The organism is Helicobacter japonicus (genome assembly GCF_000762845.2).
GTDB lineage: Bacteria > Campylobacterota > Campylobacteria > Campylobacterales > Helicobacteraceae > Helicobacter_C > Helicobacter_C japonicus.
The window spans coordinates 26,821-47,265 of record NZ_JRMQ02000009.1 but is presented as its reverse complement, the minus strand read 5'-3'; the positions used below and the strand labels follow the sequence as shown (position 1 = coordinate 47,265).

Genomic DNA, 20,445 nt, shown 5'->3' with positions numbered 1-20,445 from the left:
TTTCATATGAAATTTAAGATATAATAGCATTTCAAATTTTTAATAGAGGTTATTTTATGCAAAAAAATACGAGGGTTGTGAAAATATTGCTAGATTCTCTCCCATTTATTAGAATCTTTCGTGGCAAAATCATTGTGATTAAATATGGTGGTGCAGCCCAAAGTAGCTTAGAACTAAAAGAAAAATTCGCCCTTGATATTGTTATAATGTATATGTTGGGGCTAAAACCTGTTATTATTCACGGCGGAGGCAAACGCATCAATGAAGTGCTTGATAATATGGGAATAGAAAGCTCATTTAAAGATGGTTATCGTATTACTTGTGCAGATTCTATGCGTGTCGTGGAAATGGTGCTAAGTGGTGAAATCAATAAGGAATTGACTGCATTTTTAAACTTTCACGGCGCAAAAGCTGTGGGTATGAGTGGTAAAGATGCTCACTTACTTCAAGCAAAAGCAAAGGATAATGGTGCGCTTGGCTACACTGGAGAAATCACACAAGTTAATCCTGAATTTTTGCTTCAAGTGATTGATAATGGCTTTGTGCCAGTTATCGCACCCATTGCAACTGGGGAAAGCGCAGGACATTTAGGTTATAATATCAATGCTGATATTGCTGCGTGTCATATTGCAAAAGCACTCAAAGCGCAAAAGATTATTTTCTTAAGTGATATTGTTGGGGTGCTTGATTCTAATAAAGAGCTTATTTCTTCACTCACACCAAAAAGTATTCAAACCCTTGAAAAAGAAGGGGTAATTAGCGGTGGTATGATACCTAAACTTGAGGCGTGTGTAGATTGTGTGCAAAATGGTGTAGAAAAAGCCCACATTATTGATGGGCGAGTAGAGCATTCACTCCTTTTAGAGCTTTTTACAACACAAGGCATTGGCACAGAAATTTGCAATGAGTAGATGAAATAAAGCATACATTAATTAAAATTAAAGGAAAAATATGACTTTGCAGTCTTATCAATACGGCTTTTTAGAACGACTATGGTTAAAACTTGAAGCACGTTCGGCTGATAAAAATACCGAAAATATTATTACAATTTTACCTGTAGTTTTATTTATGCAAAAAGAGCAACTTGATACTCTCCTTGAAAAACTACCAACAATTCTTACACATTATCTTAAACCTCACCTAATCCAACGCGTCTTTAGTCATATTGTTATTAAGCTTAAAAGTTATGCTAAAAATGAACAACTTTTTATGCAAGAAAGAGGCGATGCTTTAGAGCTTATTGCTACAAATATTCAACTCTATGCACTCGTGCTTGATTTATTTGAAGATAAAGAAGACCACGAACTTGCAATAATTGAGCAAATTGTGCGTAAAAAATTTGATAAAGATTATCAACTCAATAAAGAGAATCTCCGCCTACTTACCTACCAAGAAAAATATTGTGTGGATAAAACTTTAAATAAAACCCGCGCAAAGCCCAATAGCACAAAGTTATAATATTTCAATATAGGGAGCTTAAAACAATGGATAAAGCCCAGATACTTGAGCGACTAACGCAACATCTTCAAAAGATAGAATCCACCTATACTACCCCTCGATGCAGTGTAGATAATGAATGGTTAAGTCAAATTTGTATGCTTATAGGCATACCCAAAGAAGGTGTAGAATTATGCGCACGTATTCTCTCACTCAAACCACCTACACATCTTGTTTGGCTACATATGGCAGAATGCACAGGTTGCAGTAGTAGTTTTTTACGCCTTGATAAACCCGGTGTGGAATCGCTCATTCTTGAATACATTTCTTTGGATTATCACGAAACTATTATGGGTGCAGTAGGATTTGAAGCAAAGACATCACTCCATAATACACTTGATAAAGAATTTATCCTTGTTATTGAGGGTGGTGTATCTCTTGATGAAAATGCGTATTTTTTAACTTCAGGAGCTGATAGCATAAATGGAGAAGAAGAAACAAAAGAAGTAGCCAAACACGCACAGGCAATTTTTGCTGTTGGCACTTGTAGTAGCTTTGGCGGAGTGCAAGCAGCTTTGCCTAATCCTACGCATTCTGTAGGTATAGATACTTTCCTTAAACAAAGGGTTGTTAATATCCCGGGTTGTCCGCCAAGCGAAGCAAATATTATAGGTTCTTTAATGTATTATATTCTTTTACAAGAATTACCCGAGATTGATAATCTCAATCGCCCCATTTGGAGCTACGGAAAAAATCTTCACGATTTATGTGAGAGAAAGGCAAAATTTGAATCTGGTGATTTTGTGCAAAGCTTTGATGACCCACATTTACAAGATGGATATTGTCTTTATAAGATTGGCTGCAAAGGTCCTTATGTCTCAAATAATTGCCCTAAAACTAAATTTAATGCTAAAACAAGTTGGCCTGTGCGTGCAGGACACGGCTGTATAGGCTGCAGTGAGCCAGATTTTTGGGATAGTTTTGGCTGCATTGAAGAGCCTCTTAATAATGAAAATGCTTATATCAAAGGAGTGCAATCTCTCTCACCGCTTCCCTTTGTGCATAACCTTGATGACAAGATACAAGCAGATACATTATGCCTTGTGTTGCAAAGTGATATGCCAACAATGATTTATATAGAATCTACTTCTTCGCAATCACCACAGAATCTCCTTACTTGCAATTTTCAAGCACATCTTCCTACACTTTTATCACTTCTTAGCGGTAAAAATAAGCTTGGGGCAAGACTTGTAGAAAACTATACCAAATGGCGTGCAAATGAGAATCTCACAGACCTTACAATACAACAAGAAAATCAAAGTGTAATATCAAATAATATAAGTGATATTCTGCCTCTTATCGCACAAATGTTTGGCAAAAATATGAGTGCCTTAGATGTATTACGACACGCGCAAGATTATCTTTTTCCGCATATTAGCCGACTTGATATGAAGATTAATGGCACACAAACTTGCCAAATTGATATTGAAAAATCATTACGTTTGCCATTGTGTTATTTACTTGGTGGTTTGCATTTACAAGGTGTAGCCTATGGTGCGACAAGCTCAATGTGCGAGATACTCTCATCTGCTCTAAGCACACTTGCCAAAACACACGAAATAGGACGCATAGCACTAAAAGGAGATATAGCAACGCACACGCTTATACAAGATAAATTCAATACCTATCTCCCCAAATGGCTTGAAGTTGTTTAAGTTTAGCTTAAGCGAGAGAAATGTTCAATCGCTTGAGCGAGCTCGCCTAAAGTTTTGTTAATATCATTTGTTTCATCTTGTATGCTATCACGCACACAATGATTAATATGTCCTTCAAGCACAATTTGCCCTATTTTGTGCAAAGCACTTTTAGCAGCATTAATCTGAATAAGCACATCTGTGCAATTCGCATTTTCACTTATCATTTTATCAATACCATTGAGTTGTCCTATAATGCGCTGTAGTCTTTTATGAATGTTGTGTGCGGATTCTTCATACATATTTTCTCCTTTTTGGGCTAGATTCTACGATAGCTTAGTGCCTCAAGAATATGCGGTTTCTGAATATGTGTCTCATTTGCCAAATCTGCAATTGTGCGCGCTACCTTTTTGACTTTGTTCTGTGCGCGATAAGAGAGTGAAAAACGCTCACTTGCTTGTTGTAATAATGCTTCACATTCATCATTGAGCATACAAAACAAAGCAATTTCCCGCTCATCAAGCTTACCATTAAAGATTGTTTGTCCTCGTGATTTCTGTAAGGCAAAAGCATCAAAAACCATTTTTTGCATATGAGCAGAATCTAGATTTATAGGCGATAAAAGAGCATCTTCTTCATATTCACTCATCTGCACAAAAAGGTCGATTCTATCAAGGAGTGGTTCAGAAATCCGTGTGCGATATGCATTAATCTCGCGTTCTTGGCAACGACACTCTTTGCTTTTACTAAGTAGATTCCCACAAGGGCAAGGATTGAGGGCAGCAACAAATAAAAAACTTGTATCATATTCAAGTTTAGAATGCACACGTGATACAACAAGCTTATTGTTCTCCAATGGCTCACGCAAAGATTCTAAAATATCTTTCTTAAAGTGTGGGAGTTCATCAAAAAATAAAATGCCATTATGCGCTAAGGCAATTTCACCGGGCTTTGCTTCAAATTGTGTAGCGGAGCCCAAAATGCTTGACTTACTCGCACTTTGGTGAGGATTCCGAAATGGTCGAAGTGGTGTATAAGCCACACTTTGTTTATTCAGTGATTGATGCTTGACATTTTCTATCATTTCCTGCAAAGAGCTTGGAGGTAAAATATACAAAAGTCGCTTTGCAATCATACTTTTGCCACAACCAGGTGAGCCTTCCATCATAAAATTATGGAATCCTGCAGCAGCTATAAGTGCAGCGCGTTTAGCAATATGCTGTCCTTTGACTTCTGCAAAATCTTGCATAAAATTATCATCATAAAAATATTGCTCTCCAGCAATTTCTATACTTTTAAAACCAAGTGTTTGTGAGTTAGATTCTAAATCTTGAGAAATTGTAGAAATATGAGAATCTAATAATGGATTATTTAAAATATCAATAGCTTCTTTTAAATGTGATACAAAATAAAAACACACATTAGGAATAAGACTTAATAAATCTTTTGCACCTAAAGGAACAAAAACCTTTGCTTGAGGATATAAAAGCGCGATATCAAGCAAAAGCGGATAAATAGAATCAAGATATTTAATACTCCCATCAAGCCCAAGTTCTCCAAAGGCAAACCATTGTCCATCATCTTGCGTATTTTTTTGTAAAGCAAGAGCGATAGGCAAATCAAAATGTCCGCCACTTTTAGGCAAATCCGAAGGAGAGAGATTGATATTGACCTTAAGCGGTGGAAGAGTAATATCACTATTTGCAAGAGCTGATAAAACGCGTTGCTTAGATTCTAAAATAGAGCTATGGGCTAAACCCGTAATATTAAATTGTGGCATACCTTTTGTAAAAGCTGCTTCCACCTCAATAATCTTTGCACTTGTGCCAAAGCTTGTAGCAGTAAAAATTGTATGCGTCATATAAAAACTTTAATCTTTTGTATTTCTAAGCTTTTTGAGTTCTTTTTCAAATTTTTTACGCCTTAAAATAGGAAGCTTATCGACAAAAAGCACACCATTTAGATGATCTATCTCGTGTTGAATTGCCACTGCTAAAAAACCTTCTGCTTGTAGAATCTTATCATTCCCATAACGATCTTTGTAAGCAATAGAAACTTTATTAAACCTTTTTATGCTTTCATAAAAATTTGGCACAGAAAGGCAACCTTCCTCCCAATCAATACTTTCTTCTTGTGTCAAAAATGTAGGATTAATGATTTCAAGCAAATCTTCTTTATGTTGGATATTGTCCTCTGGGCGTGGGATATTAATGATGAGAATCCTTTTTGATTCTCCCACTTGAATAGCTGCTAAACCTACTCCTCCACGTTCCATCATCGTCTCATACATAGAATCAAGCAAATTGTGTAAATTATCATCAAAATGCTCTACTGGAGTGGATTTTTGTCTAAGCTTGGGATTAGGATAAGTCAAAATCGGCAAGATCATCAAAACCATCTCCGGGTAATTCAAAACTATCTTCTTCACTATCATCACTTGAATGTGTGTTACCTGCTTGCCCTTGAGCAAATTTAAGCGGTACTCCTTCCTTTTGAGCAAGTTCTAGCTGCTCTTTTGCTTCTTTTAAAGTCATCTCTGGTGTCTTATTCACATCAAGAACAACACCACCCATAACAATACACAAATGCAACTCTACATCATCAATAAAAAGATTGGTTACTTTGCATTTTTGTATTACCTCTTGGCATAGGGTAATTGCCGCATCAGGTTGCACATTTTTAAGCAACATACCAAAATATCCACTACCAAGATATGAAACAATATCCTTTGTGCCAATATTTTTTGAAACAATTCGAGCAATACTTTTAAAAATTGTTATAAGCTTACTTTGCTCATTAATCTGTGATGCAAGCTCTTTAGATGGGGCAAAAACAACTACTGCGCAATGCCTAGGAAAATCTTTACCATTTTCACACTCAAGATCAAGGGCGTGAGTCAAAAATGAATGCGTATAAATACCAAGCTTTGAATCATATATTGCCCCAGACTTAATGGTGGAAGATTGAGCATACATATTACGATAAGCCCGTGATATGAGGTCAGCTTGCACAACAAAATCCTTATGGAATCCTTTCATTTCATTCACAAGCACTTTAATTGCATTTTGTGCTCCTAGTGGATTCGTAATACTCGCAATCTCAAGCAAACGCTTATCAGTATTGCGCTCCATTGCAGACATACGTTTGCAAAGCGTCAATAAATGCTCAAGAATAGTTTTTAGTGTTGCAAAATTATCGTTAAAAACTTTTTCAAGCGCAATAAGTCGTGAATCGTGATTAGCACTCTCGACAATTGCCTTAATTTTTTCACGCACTCTCTCATCTTCCTCTTGAGAAAGTGTTTTTTCAAAATATGCTTCAAAGTTTTCAGGCAAAGGCAAAATAGCATCTTTTTCAAGAGCCTGAAGTGTTTGCTTAGAGATAGAGTTGAGTTTTTGGGCTGCTTCCGATGCTCCTAGAGTAGGAGTTACTTTTTGGGTTTTTTTATTCCTTTTCCCTTCTTCTAAGCCCGCTTCATCAAGATTTCCAAAAAAATCGTTATTTCCAATATCATCTAAGTTTAAATCATCTAAGTCCATACTACACCTCTAATAGCAGTTATGCTACTTCTCACTTTTAATGAGAATCTTATCAATTAATCCATACACCTTGGCTTCCTCTCCACTCATAAAAAAATCTCTCTCAGTATCAAAACTTATCTTTTTCACGCTCTGCCCAGTGTTTTTTGCCATAATTTCATTAAGTGTTTTTTTCAAACGCAAAATTTCCTTTGCTTGAATCTCAATATCTGTAGCTTGTCCTTGTGCTCCACCAAGTGGCTGATGAATCATAATACGCGAATTAGGAAGAGAGAATCGCTTTCCCTTTGTGCCAGAACTTAATAAAAACGCTCCTGCGGAAGCAGCCTGCCCAATACAAATAGTGCTAATATCGGGGCTGATGTAATTCATCGTATCATAAATACTAAAAGCACTTGTAATCACACCACCGGGAGAATTAATATAAAAATTAATGTCTTTTTCAGGATCTTCTGCCTCTAAAAAAAGAAGTTGTGCTACGATTGAAGAAGCTATATGGTCGTTAATTTCGCCACTTAGTAAGATAATACGATCTTTTAAAAGTCTTGAATAAATGTCATAACTTCTCTCACCACGACCTGTGCGTTCAATCACATAAGGGATATAGCTACTCATTTACACCTTCCTCTTTTGTTATCTTAGGCTTTGAATCCTTCTCCTGCTTAGGCTTTTTAGAAGATTCAAACTTTTTGTCAAGCAAATAATGCAAAACTCTATCTTCAATCATTGTCATTTTAATGGCAGGAAGAAGATTATTGTTTTGATAATAATCCAAAGTCGAACGCGGATCTTGTCCCATCATCATTGCCTCATAATAAATTGTTTGCATCACCTCATTATCATTAATCACAATATTATATTTCTTTGCCAAAGCGTCCATAATAAAAGTAATTTGCACACTTTTTTGTGCTTCATCACGTTGCAACTCGCGTTGTTTTTTTGCTTCATCTTGATTCCCTTTAAGCTTTTCAAATTCTTCAGGTGCAACCTTAGAAAGTGCATTTCTAAACAAAATATCCATTTCTTGTTCAACAATCAATTCAGGCAAATCAAAGCGCACATTTTTAAGAAGTGTCTCTACAAGCTTATTTTTAAGCTCATCACGATAAAGATTATTTTTTTGCTCCATCTCAAGCTGTTCTTTTACCATATCTTTAAGTGTAGAGAGAGTAGCTTCTTCTCCTGCTACGCTTTTTGCAAAGTTATCATCAATTTTTGGTGTATCTTTTTGCAAAATCTTATGCAAACTCACATCAAAATATGCTTCTTTACCTGCCAAATGTGAAGCTTGATAATTTTCAGGGAAAGTTACCTTGATTCTTCTTTTTTCTCCCTTTTTCATACCAACAAGTGCATCTTCAAAGCCCGGAATAAATTGATTTGAGCCAATAAGAAGATTAAAGTTTTCCCCCTTACCCCCCTCAAATGCCTTATCATCGACAAATCCCTCAAAATCAATATTTGCAGTATCATCTTTTTGCAATGCCCTATCTTCTGCTATTTCACTTAATGGCGCGCGATTTGCAGCAATCTCTTGTATGCGCTCATCAATCTGTGCTTTTGTAACCGCTTTAAGCTTCACTTCTGGCACATATTCTTCAATTTTTTCAATATCAAATGAAGGCGTGATACCTATCTTGATTTCAAGCTCAATCTTATCATCTTGCTTGTCAAATTTTGCAATCACAGGATTGCCAATAAGCTCATTTGGCGCAACTCCAAGCTCTTTAAGCGCAGATTCTAATAAATCTTGTATCGCTTCTTGCTGTGCATCTTGCTCAACCTGCTCTTTGTAACGTGTCTTAATCACTTGAGCTGGAACTTTACCCTTTCTAAAACCATCAATCTTTACACTCTTGGCAATCTTTTTGATTACTTTATCAAATTTCTCTTCAAGTGTTTGTAATGCGATGTTGCCATTAATGGTGGCATTAGCATTGTTTATGCGTTTTGTTGTGAAATTCATAGGCTTCCTTAATGATAAAAAAAGTATAATTTGGTATTCTAACAAAAAAATCTTAAAAGTAGGTTTTGTATATGCCATTGTCTCAAATAAAACAAAAACTTCAAAACAATATTAATCTCTCACCAAATTATGGACATCTTGTCAAAGTAATGCAAAATATACTAGTGGCTAATGGTGTAAAACCATCAGTAGGCGATATAGTAAAGATTATACCCTCTCACGATGCCACTTTTCGCGCTTTTCAGGAGGATTTATCCACGATACACAATGATAATCATTTGGCAAAACATTGCTCACATAACTTAGGTATGGTCATAGGAATTGAGGGCGATCATTTTTTTATTAGTCCTTTTTCATTTGTCGAGGGACATAAATCTGGCGATAAGGTAGAAATTCTAAACCACGGATTGCAAATCCCTGTTGGAGAAAAAATACTCGGGCGCGTTATTAACCCGCTAGGTGAGCCTATTGATAATAAAGGTGCGATTGAAACAGATACAAGCACTTCGCTTATGCGCGCACCTATAAGCGCACTTAAACGAGGATTAATCAATGAAGTCTTTGAAGTAGGCGTAAAATCCATTGATGGAATCCTCACTTGTGGTAAAGGGCAAAAAATGGGTATTTTTGCTGGTTCTGGTGTAGGAAAATCTACTCTTATGGGAATGATCGTGCGTGGCTCAAATGCACCAATCAAAGTCATTGCTCTCATTGGTGAGCGTGGAAGAGAAGTCCCAGAATTTATACATAAGAATCTTAATAATGACTTGACAAACACTATTCTTGTAGTAGCCACAAGCGATGATTCGCCGCTTATGCGCAAATATGGTGCATTTAGTGCAATGGCTATTGCGGAATATTTCAAATCTCTTGGCAATGATGTGCTTTTTATTATGGATTCTGTTACGCGTTTTGCTATGGCACAGCGAGAAATAGGCTTAGCCTTAGGAGAACCGCCAACGAGTAAAGGATATCCACCTTCTACACTCACGCTCCTTCCACAACTTATGGAACGTGCAGGAAAAGAAGATGGTGTAGGTTCAATTACTGCATTTTTTACCGTGCTCGTAGAGGGTGATGATTTAAGCGACCCTATTGCTGACCAAAGTCGCTCTATTCTTGATGGACATATCGTGCTTAATCGTGATTTGACTGATATGGGGATATATCCACCAATCAATATTCTTAACTCTGCTTCACGACTTATTAATGACATCATAACTCCTGAACATTTACAGGCTGTGCGTAAATTTAGACGATTGTATTCACTCATTAAAGAAAATGAAGTTATTATCCGCATAGGTGCGTATCAAAAAGGGACAGATTCAGAACTTGATGAAGCAATGAACAAACGTCCTCTTATGGAGGCATTTCTCAAGCAAGAAATAGATGAAAAATGGGATTTTCAATCCTCACTGCAAGAACTTTTACGCATTATGACAGAATAGAGCAAGAATAACTTGAAAAAACATTACATAATGTAATATTTATACATTTTACAAATTGATATTTTTCTTTGTCGCACACCATCAATTAATTATAAAATGATAAAATCTAGCGTTTTTTTAAAAAGGTAAAAACAAAATTTACTTTTTATTAAACTTAAAGCATAAAAACAATGGAATTTAGAACAACAAGGAAGGAGCCAAACTATGAAAAAAGTCTATTTAGACAATAATGCGACAACGATGCTTGACCCGAGTATATTGCCGCTTATGGAGCCTTATTTTTGCGAGAAATTTGGGAATCCAAATAGTCTTCATAAATATGGCACAGAAACTCACCCTGCAATAGCACAAGCTATTGAGTATCTCTATAAGGGCATTAATGCGAACGATGATGATGATATTATCATCACTGGTTGCGCAACAGAATCTAATAATTGGGTAATAAAGGGTGTATATTTTGATGAGATACTTAAAAAAGGCAAAAAACATATCGTTACCACAGAAGTAGAACACCCAGCTGTGCGTGCTACCTGTGGTTTTTTAGAATCTCTTGGAGTGGAGGTTACTTATCTTCCTATCAATCAACAAGGCACAATCACTGCTAAACAAGTGCGTGAAGCCCTAAGAGATGATACAGCACTTGTAAGCGTAATGTGGGCAAATAATGAGACAGGACTTATTTTTCCTATTGAAGAAATAGGCACACTTTGCAAAGAACGTAATGTGCTTTTCCATACAGATGCAGTGCAGGCTATTGGCAAGATTCCTGTTGATGTGCAAAAAGCACAAGTGGATTTTTTAAGCTTTAGTGCGCACAAATTCCACGGACCAAAAGGCATTGGTGGATTGTATATTCGCAAAGGTGTAGAACTTACCCCCCTTTTTCACGGAGGAGAACATATGCGTGGCAGACGCAGCGGCACACTCAATGTCCCATATATTGTAGGTATGGGTGAGGCTATGAAACTCGCATACCAATATCTTGATTATGAATTGACAGAAGTAAGACGCTTACGCGATAAACTTGAGGATTCACTACTACAAATCCCTGATGTGTTTGTAGTTGGCACAAGAGAAAATCGTGTGCCAAATACTACACTCATTAGTGTGCGAGGTATTGAGGGAGAGGCTATGCTATGGGATTTAAATAAAGCTGGGATTGCTGCCTCCACAGGAAGTGCTTGTGCAAGCGAAGATTTAGAAGCAAATCCTGTTATGGTAGCTATTGGTGCAGACAAAGAACTCGCCCACACAGCGATTAGAATCTCACTTAGCAGATTCAATACAAGCGAAGAAATTGATTATACAATTAATGTATTTAAACAAGCTGTTGAAAGATTACGAGCAATTTCTAGCTCATACAACGCATAAAACAAACAATATAAAGGAAAAAAAATGGCAAAAAATGATTTAATCGGTGGCGCACTTTGGGACGCCTATTCAAATAAAGTAAGTGAAAGAATGGATAATCCTACACATTTAGGAGTTCTTACACAAAAAGATGCTGATGAAAAAGGAGCAAAGCTTATTGTAGCAGATTATGGTGCAGAATCTTGCGGTGATGCAGTGAGATTGTATTGGCTCGTGGATAAAGATGATAGAATTATTGATGCGAAATTTAAAAGCTTTGGCTGTGGGACAGCGATTGCAAGTAGCGATATGATGGTAGAACTCTGTCTTGGAAAAAAGGTGCAAGAAGCTGTAAAAATTACAAACCTTGATGTGGAACACGCTTTGCGTGATGATCCTGATACTCCCGCAGTGCCCGGACAAAAAATGCACTGCTCTGTAATGGCGTATGATGTGATTAAAAAAGCAGCAGGTATTTATCTAGGTAAGAATGCGGAAGATTTTGAAGATGAAATTATTGTGTGTGAATGTGCGCGTGTAAGCCTTTCTACCATTAAAGAAGTAATTAGATTAAATGATTTAAAAAGTGTTGAAGAAATCACAAACTACACAAAAGCAGGAGCATTTTGTAAAAGCTGCGTTAAACCTGGAGGACACGAAAAAAGAGAATATTATCTCGAAGATATTTTGCGCGATGTGCGTGCTGAAATGGATAAAGAATCTGTCCAAAAAGTCGCTGATAAAGGCGAGGACATAAACTTTAAAGAAATGACAATGGTGCAAAAAGTAAAAGCCATTGACAAAGCCATTGATGAAAATATCCGCCCTATGCTTATGATGGACGGGGGTGATATGGAGATTTTAGATATTAAGGATACAAGTGATGGATTTATTGATGTATATATCCGCTATCTTGGTGCTTGTAGCGGCTGTGCAAGTGGGGCTACTGGCACACTCTATGCGATAGAATCTATCCTCCAAGAACGACTAGATTCTCATATTAGAGTGCTCCCTATTTAATGATATACACGAAATAACGCATTCAATGTCGGGAGATTTTATCCCGACAATTTGTAAGGAAAACATTAATGCCATTACTTAAATCTAGTCAAAAAAAGGCTATTTTAGAATCTGCTAAAAATATTATCATCATCGGCTTAAGCCCAGATACACAAAAACCAAGCTATAAGGTAGCACAATATCTGCTTGAAAATGGATACAATATTATCCCTATTTATCCAAGAGGTGGGGAGATTCTAGGCAAAAAGGTATTTACCTCATTAAAAGAAGCACTTAATCATTTAGCACAAAATGGTGAGATATGCGATATTGTTAATATATTTAGAAAAAGTGAGGCATTGCCTGAAGTAATGAATGAGATTTGCGAAATCAAGTGCAATAATACTTATGGCGCGACTTTTGCCCCTAATCTTTGTGTATGGGTGCAGCTAGGGCTTAGAAATGAAAAATCTCAAGAGATAGCACAAGAATGTGGTATTTTATACGAAGAGGATAGCTGTATTAAAATTGAACATAATAAACTTTTTCATACCTAAAGCTATAAATATGAGATTCAGTAAGGGTAATTATTGAATCTAAAAATCTTTAATGCTACAATGTGAATGTTACCTAACAAATGTGAGGACAAAAATGGAAAACCAAGCATCACAAGAGAATGAAACAAAGACAACAAGTCAAACATCAACGCACGACACAAAAATAGATGAATTAAAAACAAAATTCCTTGCCGATAAAGCACGTTTTATCACTGCTATTGTGTTAGTTGCGGTGCTTATTATTGTGCTAAGCATTAATTCCCCATTGCTTACTTGCATCATACTAGCAATTTTATGTCTTATTGGTATGCAAGAAGCTCTCAAACTCTACAATTTAGAATCTGGCATTCACTACTATATTGCTACAACACTAGCGTGGGTAAGTGCTTTTTTTAATGATAGAGTTATAGAATCTGCTCTTTTTATCCTTATCATTTATGCCTCTTATCTTGCATATAGTAAAAAAATCGCTCCAAAAGCCCTTATTCCTTTTATTTATCCGCTTTTGCCATTTTTAAGCATTTATGCCCTATACAAAGACGCTGGAGGAGCAGGAGTGTGGGTAATTGTATGGCTTATTGTTATCGTTGCTTTTACAGATACAGGTGCATATTTTGGGGGCAAAGCTTTTGGCAAAACACCTTTTTGCTCTACAAGCCCTAAAAAAACGATTGAAGGGGTGATATGTGGAGTAATTTGTGGAGTAATTTGTGGTTCATTCGTGGGTATTGGTGCTTGTGGGAGCTTTTTATATTCCCTTGTTATCACTTTAATTGTATCTATTATTTCTGTATTTGGCGACCTCTTTGAAAGCTATCTTAAACGCGAAGCAAACGTCAAAGATAGTGGTTCTTTATTACCTGGACACGGTGGGGTGCTTGATAGACTTGATGCGGTGCTTTTTGGCGCGGTAGCTATGCACTTTTTACTCTTTTTTCTCCCAGGCTATAGCGACCTTAGCATTATGCTTTAAAGAATAAGTGCGATGATTCTCCTTGGTAGCACAGGAAGTATTGGCACAAACGCTCTTGAAGTTGCCAAATCCTTTAACATACCCATAGAATCTCTGTGTGCAGGGAGAAACATCACTCTTTTAAATCAGCAAATTGCACAATACAAGCCTAAAAATGTATGTATCGCAGACAAAAATGACGCACATAAACTTATAAGTGGTCATTATACGCTCTTTTGTGGGAGTGATGGCATACTCGAGATGATAGAATCTTCGTATTCTTCGCTCGTGCTAAATGCTCTTGTGGGATTTGCTGGACTAAAGCCTAGTTTTAAAGCACTGCAATGCAACAAAAAACTCGCCCTTGCCAATAAGGAATCCTTAGTCAATGCAGGTTGGCTTCTACAAAATGCAGACATTACACCCATTGATAGCGAACATTTTGGTTTGTGGTATTTACAAAATAATCGCCCCATAGCTAAACTTTATATTACTGCAAGCGGTGGGGCTTTTAGAGATTATCCACTCGATAAAATCTCTCTTGCTACTCCACAAGAAGCACTCAAACACCCAAATTGGCAAATGGGGCATAAAATCACCATAGATTCTGCAAGTATGGCAAATAAGCTTTTTGAAATTCTTGAAGCGCGTTGGCTCTTTGATACACAAAATATAGATGCACTTATTGAGGCAAGCTCAAGCATACACGCACTTGTTGCTTTTAAAGATGGAAGCATTACAGCACATTTAAGCAATCCTGATATGAAGCTGCCTATCGCCTATGCACTTAACCCTACCCTTGCTATGAATGAAAACATTATTGAACCTTTCTCGCCCCAATCACTCTCACTCTGCCTAAAACCCATTGACACGCTCCGCTACCCTCTTTGGAATCTTAAAAATATCCTCTTAGACACACCACAAAAAGGTGTCGTGCTAAATAGCAGTAATGAAGTAGCTATCGAATCATTTTTAGCACAAAAAATACCTTTTGGAGAGATAAGCGCACTTATTCTTGCAATGATGACACATTTTGATAGTTTTGCTTTTCACTCGCTTTGTGATTTAGAATCTATTTGCGCCCTTGATGAAGAAGTGCGCAACAAAAGCACACAATGGCTTCAAGACAAAGGCTACAGATTTGAGTAGATTTTACACTTTTTAATTTTTATCATTCACATATAAATGTTAAAAGTTGCATATGCAACTTTTTGTAGCATTTTTTCTCATTTCTTTTTGAAATCAAGCCATTTGTTTTTTTTTTTTTGAATCTTACATTATAATCACCCTATCCCCATAACGACTGAATGTTAAAATTTAAGGGAAAAAGGATAACTTATGAAAAAAATTTTAATCTCAAGTGTATTGAGCGCAAGTCTTTTGTGTGTAGCAAATGCACAAAGTAGCGGTTTGTTTGTTGGTGTAAATGCAGGAGTGCCTATTACTACGCCCTCATATAGCAATTTTGGACAAGCTGTGCAAACAAGTTGGTTTCCCACAAGCGGTTTTGGTTGGGGCGTAGGGCTAGATGTTGGTTATAAACAAGCCCTTTCTCAATCAAGTGGATTAAAATACTATCTAAGCTATTTTTATAGCCAAAGCAAAGGCTCTAAAGATAATGGAATAATGGGTAATATGGAAGCTGATATTAATCAACACTTAATTACTGCAAATGTAGATTATTACTTTAGTTTCACTCCTGCTTTTGGTGCATATATCGGCATTGGTGTAGGCTATCAACAATTTGACCCAACTTGGAAAATGAATCCTGTAAATATCGCAGTTGGAGCTAAAGGCGGACTTGCTGTGCCTGTAAATCTAGGATTTACCTATAATTTCAATGACAAAAATCAACTCCTTCTTGGAGCAAAGATTCCGGTATTGGCTTATGATTATGAGAACAAAGACCCAATATATGGTGGAACAGCCACACTTCGCACTTACATCGTGCAAATTGGATACAACCTTACTTTCTAGATTCTATTAAGTTCTCTTTACTTTAAAAGAATCTCCTGCTAGAGAATCTTGTATTCTCTAGCTCACTTCTTATTTCTTTTAGCCGTGTTATTAATTGAGTATGGTAGAATACTTACAAATTTGCGTAATAATCTACTTACAAGGAATACTATGAATGTCCGCACTTTCATCTCCACAAGAGATTCTAATCCCGCTCTTGCAAAAAATTTCAAAGACGCTATTCTCAATCCCTCCGCTCCACAGGGGGGACTCTACACTTTTGATACTCTGCCAAAACTTAGCACACAAGATATTGTCTCTTTAAGTAATTTAAGCTATGAAGAGCTTTGTATCAAGCTTTTTAAGATTCTTGATTTAGGGCTTGATGAGGTGCTTTTAAAAGATGTATTGCAATGCTATAAAAGCTTTGATGACCCCACAAATCCCGCCCCGATTATTGGTTTTGATGAAAATCTCTTTATGCTTAATCTCTACTCTGGTCCTACTCGCGCATTTAAAGATATGGCATTGCAACCTTTTGGGGCATTGCTTTCACACTTTGCCGCACAAAAAAAACAAACTTATATGATTCTTGCTGCTACAAGTGGTGATACAGGACCTGCAACCTTACAAAGCTTTGCCAATAAGCCTTTTATCAAAGTGGTTTGCCTCTACCCAAGTGGTGGCACAAGTGATGTGCAAAGATTACAAATGACAACACAAGAAGCGAGTAATTGCAAAGTAATAGGTATTTATGGGGATTTTGATGACGCACAAAATGCGCTCAAATCCCTACTAAATAACACACATTTTATAGAATCTCTCCATAAGCAGAACATTGCTCTTTCTGCAGCAAATTCTGTCAATATAGGGCGCATTGTTTTTCAAATCATTTATCACTTTTGGGCGTATATAAGTCTTTTTAAGAACAACAAACTCACACTTGGTGAAAAAATCTCCATTGTCGTGCCAAGCGGTAATTTTGGCAATATTTTGGGAGCATTTTTTGCAAAAAAAATGGGGTTACCCATAGATAAACTTGTTGTTGCATCAAATGTCAATAATATTTTAAGTGATTTTATCAATACAGGTGTGTATGACATTTCCAAGCGTAATCTCCTTAAATCCAAATCTCCCGCTATGGATATTTTAAAAAGCTCGAATGTCGAGCGTGTGCTGTATGCACTCTTTGGGGCAAAACGCACAAAAGAATGTATGCAATCACTCAATACAACAGGAGCTTACACGCTTAATAAAGATGAATTAGCCCTTTTACGAGAGGATTTTTTAGCCTTATTTTGTGATGATACACAATGTCTTCAAAGTATTGCACAAGGATTTAAATGTGGCTTTGTGCTTGACCCACATAGCGCGATAGCATATTATGGAGCAAAAAAACTACAAGAAGAAGGTGCTCTTGCTAAAACTATTTTCCTTTCCACAGCAGAATGGAGTAAATTTGCCCCGAGTGTATGGGAGGCTCTAGTCAAAGCTCAAATGGTGCAAGGAATATGCAAAAACGATAAAGAAGCATTAGAGGGTATTTGTGCGCATACACAAGCGAGTATCCCCCCACAAATTAGCACACTTTTTGATAAAAAAGAAGTGCAAAATGATGTGATTTTACCCACAGAGATAGAATCTTGCATTATGCAGTGGCTTAGAAATAAAAACTGAAATTTAAAACAAATATGATAGAATCAACAATTTAAGCTAAGCTATATTATTTAAGGAGCAAAGATGGATTTTGTAAGTGTCATTATGGGAAGCAAAAGCGATTGGAGCGTAATGAGTGAGTGCATAGAGGTTTTTAAAAAATTTGATGTAGCCTATGAAGTCATCATTAGTTCAGCTCATCGCTCACCAGAGCGCACAAAATCTTATATCAAAGACGCACAATCTCGTGGAGCGCAAGTTTTTATTGGGGCAGCGGGTATGGCAGCACATTTAGCAGGAGCGATTGCCTCACAGACTTGCAAACCCGTTATAGGTGTGCCTTTAAGTGGTGGTGCGCTTGATGGGCTTGATGCACTTCTTTCCACCGTGCAAATGCCAAGCTCAATGCCTGTGGCAACAGTGAGTATTGGCAAAGCTGGAGCAATTAATGCTGCGTATTTAGCTATGCAAATCTTAAGCCTTAAAAATGATGAACTCGCAGGAAAACTCATAGAAGATCGTGTAATGAAAGCTAAAAAAGTAGAGTTAGATTCTGCAGAAATTGAGGTGAGGAGGGACTGATGGAGAATACAACAACTTGGGTTGAGCTAGAAGAGTTTATAAAACTCTCTGGTTTAAATGAATCTAAAATCACAGAGCTTATTGAAGAAGGAAGCATAAAAAGCAAAAAAGAGGGAGAAAAAACATTTGTTGATGCGACTTCTGGTGTGGGGGCATTAGTCAAAAAAGTAGAATCTAATCTCGTTTCAGCAGATATGAGTGGCAAAGAAGTCGATCCTGTTTTTGTTGAAAAAACTATCTCCACAATTCTAGGACTACACGATAAGGTAGTTGCAGCAAAAGATGAAACCATAAGTGCTTTTAAAAATGAAAATAGCTTCCTTAAAGACGCGCTTATTTCTATGCAAGAAGTCTATGATGATGATAAAAAAACAATGGAAACCCTCCGCTCAGAGCTAGAACGTTCACGTGAAGAAATTGAATTTATGAAACGCAAATATCGCCTTATGTGGGGCAAAGTTGCTAATATGACAGAGACAAAATGATAGCTCAAAGTGCGTGTTTTGACTGCTTACAAAGGCAAATACATTCCCTCTGTTCTCTTTTGCAGATTCACGATAATACCCATATTACTCAAAAAATATGCACAATTTTAGAATCTGCTAAATCACAATCTCTTATGCCTCCGCAAATTGCTATTGATGTGTATGAATCTTTTAGACAAAGCACAAATTTAGACGATCCTTTTTATGAGATTAAACAAGAAAGCATTACACAAGCCCACACAATTGTGCAAAATCTTTTACGCACTTGCCCTCCACCATTTTCACAAGATTCACAAAATATAGAATCTATGCACGATATAAATGCAGATTCTACATCTGCCTATCTTGATTGGGCAGTGCGTATGGCAATTTTAGGCAATGTTATTGATTATGGCTCACAGCATAGCTTTGATTTTAAAAGTGCAAATTTTGATTTTAAAAATCTAGTTTTTGCGCATTATGATATACAAGCCTTTCAAGAGAAGCTTACTCATTCTCGCACTTTGCTCTATCTTGCTGATAATGCAGGAGAGAATATATTTGATGAAATCTTACTTCGCGCACTTAAAACTCTATATCCGCATTTGCATATATATTATGCTGTGCGCGGCGAACCTATTATCAATGATTTAACACTCAAAGACCTTTTCCACCCCCTTGCACAAAACATACAAAAATACTGCACTTTGCTTGATAGCGGTGTAAGAAGTCCGGGGTTTGTGTATGAGGATTCAAATGCGCAAACGCAAACTATTTATAATAATGCCGATGTGATTTTAGCAAAGGGAATGGGCAATTTTGAATGTCTCCATACGCAAAATGATGAGCGACTCTTTTTGCTTTTTAAAGTTAAATGCGATGTAGTTGCGGCTTGTTGTGGCGCACCAAAAGGCGAAATGATGTTTATCCATTGCAAAAAAGGAGTTGTATGTTAAGTTTTTCGGATATTTTATTGCGATTGCAGGAGTTTTGGAAAAATCAAGGTTGCCTCATTGTGCAACCCTATGACATTCCTGCTGGAGCTGGGACATTCCACCCTGCTACTTTACTTAGAAATCTAGATTCTAAGCCGTGGAGTGTAGCCTATGTCGCTCCATCACGCCGCCCAACAGATGGACGCTATGGAGAGAATCCAAATCGCTTAGGAAGTTATTATCAATTTCAAGTCCTCATCAAACCAAGTCCTGATAATATACAAGAACTTTATTTACGCAGTCTTGAGGCTTTAGGTTTGGATTTAAAATCTCACGATGTGCGATTTGTAGAAGATAATTGGGAATCTCCCACTTTAGGTGCGTGGGGCTTAGGCTGGGAAGTATGGCTTAATGGTATGGAAGTAACGCAATTTACCTATTTTCAACAAGTAGGCGGTATCCCTTGCCACCCTGTGGCAGTAGAAATCACCTATGGTGTGGAGAGACTAGCAATGTATATTCAAGGAGTAGAAAACATCTTTGATATAAGGTGGAATGACTTTGCAGATTCCGCACCTATGTCATATGCTGATGTGCATTTGCAAGGTGAATATGAATTTTCTAAATATCATTTTGAAATAGCCGATACACAAATGCTTTTTTCACTCTTTAGCCAATACACCAAAGAAGCGCAAAATTGCCTACAAGCACGTATTCCACTTGTAGCCTATGATTATACAATGCTTGTAAGCCATTGTTTTAATGTCCTTGATGCGCGTAAAGCCATTTCTGTTGCTCAAAGACAAGACTATATCTTAAAAATACGCGAACTTGCCAAATCTTGTGCTTTACTTTATAAAGAAATGGAAGAAGAAAGAAATTACAGAATACAAAAGGCAAAAGGATAATA

General features: G+C 36.9%; 21 protein-coding genes. 15 read left to right on the top strand and 6 right to left on the bottom strand.

Translation table 11 applies throughout. From position 1 onward, the window contains the following. The first annotated feature begins 56 nt into the window (after positions 1–56). Genes argB through LS65_RS06895 form a run of 3 tightly spaced genes read left to right on the top strand, consistent with a single transcriptional unit; the run spans position 57 to position 3,152 of the window. On the top strand, positions 57–911 hold the full coding sequence (argB, locus tag LS65_RS06905) for an acetylglutamate kinase (protein WP_034361115.1): 855 nt from the start codon (positions 57–59) through the stop codon (positions 909–911). Between the two features lie 40 nt (positions 912–951). Next, entirely contained in the window at positions 952–1,458 is a 507-nt protein-coding gene (locus tag LS65_RS06900; RefSeq protein ID WP_052061016.1) for a hypothetical protein, read from the top strand. 26 nt (positions 1,459–1,484) lie between these two features. Then, entirely contained in the window at positions 1,485–3,152 is a 1,668-nt protein-coding gene (locus tag LS65_RS06895) for a hydrogenase small subunit (protein WP_034361113.1), read from the top strand. 2 nt (positions 3,153–3,154) lie between these two features. Here LS65_RS06895 and LS65_RS06890 read toward each other — a convergent pair whose 3' ends face one another. The 6 genes from LS65_RS06890 to tig are packed head-to-tail and all read right to left on the bottom strand — an operon-like array spanning position 3,155 to position 8,636. Then, complete coding sequence (locus LS65_RS06890) at positions 3,155–3,433, bottom strand: metal-sensing transcriptional repressor (RefSeq protein WP_034361110.1); 279 nt, start codon at positions 3,431–3,433, stop codon at positions 3,155–3,157. Between the two features lie 17 nt (positions 3,434–3,450). Beyond that, positions 3,451–4,992: a YifB family Mg chelatase-like AAA ATPase gene (locus LS65_RS06885; RefSeq protein WP_034361107.1), complete on the bottom strand. Its 1,542-nt coding sequence runs from the start codon at positions 4,990–4,992 to the stop codon at positions 3,451–3,453. Between the two features lie 9 nt (positions 4,993–5,001). Further along, positions 5,002–5,520 (bottom strand): peptide deformylase, encoded by a 519-nt coding sequence (def, locus tag LS65_RS06880; RefSeq protein ID WP_034361104.1) that lies wholly within the window; start codon positions 5,518–5,520, stop codon positions 5,002–5,004. Further along, on the bottom strand, positions 5,492–6,670 hold the full coding sequence (locus tag LS65_RS06875) for a diguanylate cyclase domain-containing protein (protein WP_034361101.1): 1,179 nt from the start codon (positions 6,668–6,670) through the stop codon (positions 5,492–5,494). Before LS65_RS06875 ends, def begins: the two co-directional genes overlap by 29 nt. Before the next feature lie 24 nt (positions 6,671–6,694). Next, the gene (gene clpP / locus LS65_RS06870) at positions 6,695–7,285 is read right to left on the bottom strand and encodes an ATP-dependent Clp endopeptidase proteolytic subunit ClpP (protein ID WP_034361099.1); all 591 of its coding nucleotides are present in this window, start codon (positions 7,283–7,285) and stop codon (positions 6,695–6,697) included. Further along, complete coding sequence (gene tig / locus LS65_RS06865; protein WP_034361097.1) at positions 7,278–8,636, bottom strand: trigger factor; 1,359 nt, start codon at positions 8,634–8,636, stop codon at positions 7,278–7,280. The genes clpP and tig overlap by 8 nt, the downstream gene beginning before the upstream one ends. Before the next feature lie 71 nt (positions 8,637–8,707). On the opposite strand from tig, the gene fliI reads away from it, so the two are divergent. The 12 genes from fliI (at position 8,708) to glyQ (ending at position 20,443) form a co-directional block, all read left to right on the top strand. Then, entirely contained in the window at positions 8,708–10,084 is a 1,377-nt protein-coding gene (fliI, locus tag LS65_RS06860) for a flagellar protein export ATPase FliI (RefSeq protein ID WP_034361095.1), read from the top strand. 204 nt (positions 10,085–10,288) lie between these two features. Continuing rightward, complete coding sequence (locus LS65_RS06855; RefSeq protein ID WP_034361094.1) at positions 10,289–11,455, top strand: NifS family cysteine desulfurase; 1,167 nt, start codon at positions 10,289–10,291, stop codon at positions 11,453–11,455. Positions 11,456–11,479: 24 nt separating this feature from the next. Beyond that, a complete protein-coding gene (locus LS65_RS06850) occupies positions 11,480–12,454 on the top strand; it encodes an iron-sulfur cluster assembly scaffold protein NifU (RefSeq protein WP_034361092.1) in 975 nt (324 codons plus the stop codon). A 68-nt stretch (positions 12,455–12,522) separates the two neighbouring features. Continuing rightward, positions 12,523–12,990 carry a CoA-binding protein gene (locus LS65_RS06845; protein WP_034361091.1) on the top strand — a complete coding sequence of 156 codons (468 nt, stop codon included), beginning with the start codon at positions 12,523–12,525 and terminating at the stop codon, positions 12,988–12,990. Positions 12,991–13,084: 94 nt separating this feature from the next. Beyond that, positions 13,085–13,963 carry a phosphatidate cytidylyltransferase gene (locus LS65_RS06840; protein ID WP_052061015.1) on the top strand — a complete coding sequence of 293 codons (879 nt, stop codon included), beginning with the start codon at positions 13,085–13,087 and terminating at the stop codon, positions 13,961–13,963. 12 nt (positions 13,964–13,975) lie between these two features. After that, entirely contained in the window at positions 13,976–15,091 is a 1,116-nt protein-coding gene (gene dxr / locus LS65_RS06835; protein WP_034361090.1) for a 1-deoxy-D-xylulose-5-phosphate reductoisomerase, read from the top strand. Positions 15,092–15,280: 189 nt separating this feature from the next. Beyond that, positions 15,281–15,919: an outer membrane beta-barrel protein gene (locus tag LS65_RS06830; RefSeq protein WP_034361089.1), complete on the top strand. Its 639-nt coding sequence runs from the start codon at positions 15,281–15,283 to the stop codon at positions 15,917–15,919. 150 nt (positions 15,920–16,069) lie between these two features. Then, positions 16,070–17,575 (top strand): threonine synthase, encoded by a 1,506-nt coding sequence (gene thrC, locus LS65_RS06825; protein WP_034361087.1) that lies wholly within the window; start codon positions 16,070–16,072, stop codon positions 17,573–17,575. 63 nt (positions 17,576–17,638) lie between these two features. Next, the gene (purE, locus tag LS65_RS06820; RefSeq protein ID WP_034361085.1) at positions 17,639–18,136 is read left to right on the top strand and encodes a 5-(carboxyamino)imidazole ribonucleotide mutase; all 498 of its coding nucleotides are present in this window, start codon (positions 17,639–17,641) and stop codon (positions 18,134–18,136) included. Next, positions 18,136–18,621, top strand: a complete 486-nt coding sequence (locus tag LS65_RS06815) for a DUF3972 domain-containing protein (protein ID WP_034361082.1) — start codon at positions 18,136–18,138, stop codon at positions 18,619–18,621. Before purE ends, LS65_RS06815 begins: the two co-directional genes overlap by 1 nt. Continuing rightward, positions 18,618–19,556, top strand: a complete 939-nt coding sequence (locus LS65_RS06810) for a damage-control phosphatase ARMT1 family protein (protein ID WP_034361080.1) — start codon at positions 18,618–18,620, stop codon at positions 19,554–19,556. The genes LS65_RS06815 and LS65_RS06810 overlap by 4 nt, the downstream gene beginning before the upstream one ends. Beyond that, entirely contained in the window at positions 19,550–20,443 is an 894-nt protein-coding gene (gene glyQ, locus LS65_RS06805) for a glycine--tRNA ligase subunit alpha (RefSeq protein ID WP_034361078.1), read from the top strand. Before LS65_RS06810 ends, glyQ begins: the two co-directional genes overlap by 7 nt. The last annotated feature ends 2 nt before the right edge of the window (positions 20,444–20,445 follow it).

Excerpts from the sequence above, each read along its gene's own strand:
- argB (WP_034361115.1), top strand. The coding sequence starts at position 57 with ATGCAAAAAAATACGAGGGTTGTGAAAATATTGCTAGATTCTCTCCCA.
- LS65_RS06900 (WP_052061016.1), top strand. The coding sequence starts at position 952 with ATGACTTTGCAGTCTTATCAATACGGCTTTTTAGAACGACTATGGTTA.
- LS65_RS06895 (WP_034361113.1), top strand. The coding sequence starts at position 1,485 with ATGGATAAAGCCCAGATACTTGAGCGACTAACGCAACATCTTCAAAAG.
- LS65_RS06890 (WP_034361110.1), bottom strand. The coding sequence starts at position 3,433 with ATGTATGAAGAATCCGCACACAACATTCATAAAAGACTACAGCGCATT.
- LS65_RS06885 (WP_034361107.1), bottom strand. The coding sequence starts at position 4,992 with ATGACGCATACAATTTTTACTGCTACAAGCTTTGGCACAAGTGCAAAG.
- def (WP_034361104.1), bottom strand. The coding sequence starts at position 5,520 with ATGATCTTGCCGATTTTGACTTATCCTAATCCCAAGCTTAGACAAAAA.
- LS65_RS06875 (WP_034361101.1), bottom strand. The coding sequence starts at position 6,670 with ATGGACTTAGATGATTTAAACTTAGATGATATTGGAAATAACGATTTT.
- clpP (WP_034361099.1), bottom strand. The coding sequence starts at position 7,285 with ATGAGTAGCTATATCCCTTATGTGATTGAACGCACAGGTCGTGGTGAG.
- tig (WP_034361097.1), bottom strand. The coding sequence starts at position 8,636 with ATGAATTTCACAACAAAACGCATAAACAATGCTAATGCCACCATTAAT.
- fliI (WP_034361095.1), top strand. The coding sequence starts at position 8,708 with ATGCCATTGTCTCAAATAAAACAAAAACTTCAAAACAATATTAATCTC.
- LS65_RS06855 (WP_034361094.1), top strand. The coding sequence starts at position 10,289 with ATGAAAAAAGTCTATTTAGACAATAATGCGACAACGATGCTTGACCCG.
- LS65_RS06850 (WP_034361092.1), top strand. The coding sequence starts at position 11,480 with ATGGCAAAAAATGATTTAATCGGTGGCGCACTTTGGGACGCCTATTCA.
- LS65_RS06845 (WP_034361091.1), top strand. The coding sequence starts at position 12,523 with ATGCCATTACTTAAATCTAGTCAAAAAAAGGCTATTTTAGAATCTGCT.
- LS65_RS06840 (WP_052061015.1), top strand. The coding sequence starts at position 13,085 with ATGGAAAACCAAGCATCACAAGAGAATGAAACAAAGACAACAAGTCAA.
- dxr (WP_034361090.1), top strand. The coding sequence starts at position 13,976 with ATGATTCTCCTTGGTAGCACAGGAAGTATTGGCACAAACGCTCTTGAA.
- LS65_RS06830 (WP_034361089.1), top strand. The coding sequence starts at position 15,281 with ATGAAAAAAATTTTAATCTCAAGTGTATTGAGCGCAAGTCTTTTGTGT.
- thrC (WP_034361087.1), top strand. The coding sequence starts at position 16,070 with ATGAATGTCCGCACTTTCATCTCCACAAGAGATTCTAATCCCGCTCTT.
- purE (WP_034361085.1), top strand. The coding sequence starts at position 17,639 with ATGGATTTTGTAAGTGTCATTATGGGAAGCAAAAGCGATTGGAGCGTA.
- LS65_RS06815 (WP_034361082.1), top strand. The coding sequence starts at position 18,136 with ATGGAGAATACAACAACTTGGGTTGAGCTAGAAGAGTTTATAAAACTC.
- LS65_RS06810 (WP_034361080.1), top strand. The coding sequence starts at position 18,618 with ATGATAGCTCAAAGTGCGTGTTTTGACTGCTTACAAAGGCAAATACAT.
- glyQ (WP_034361078.1), top strand. The coding sequence starts at position 19,550 with ATGTTAAGTTTTTCGGATATTTTATTGCGATTGCAGGAGTTTTGGAAA.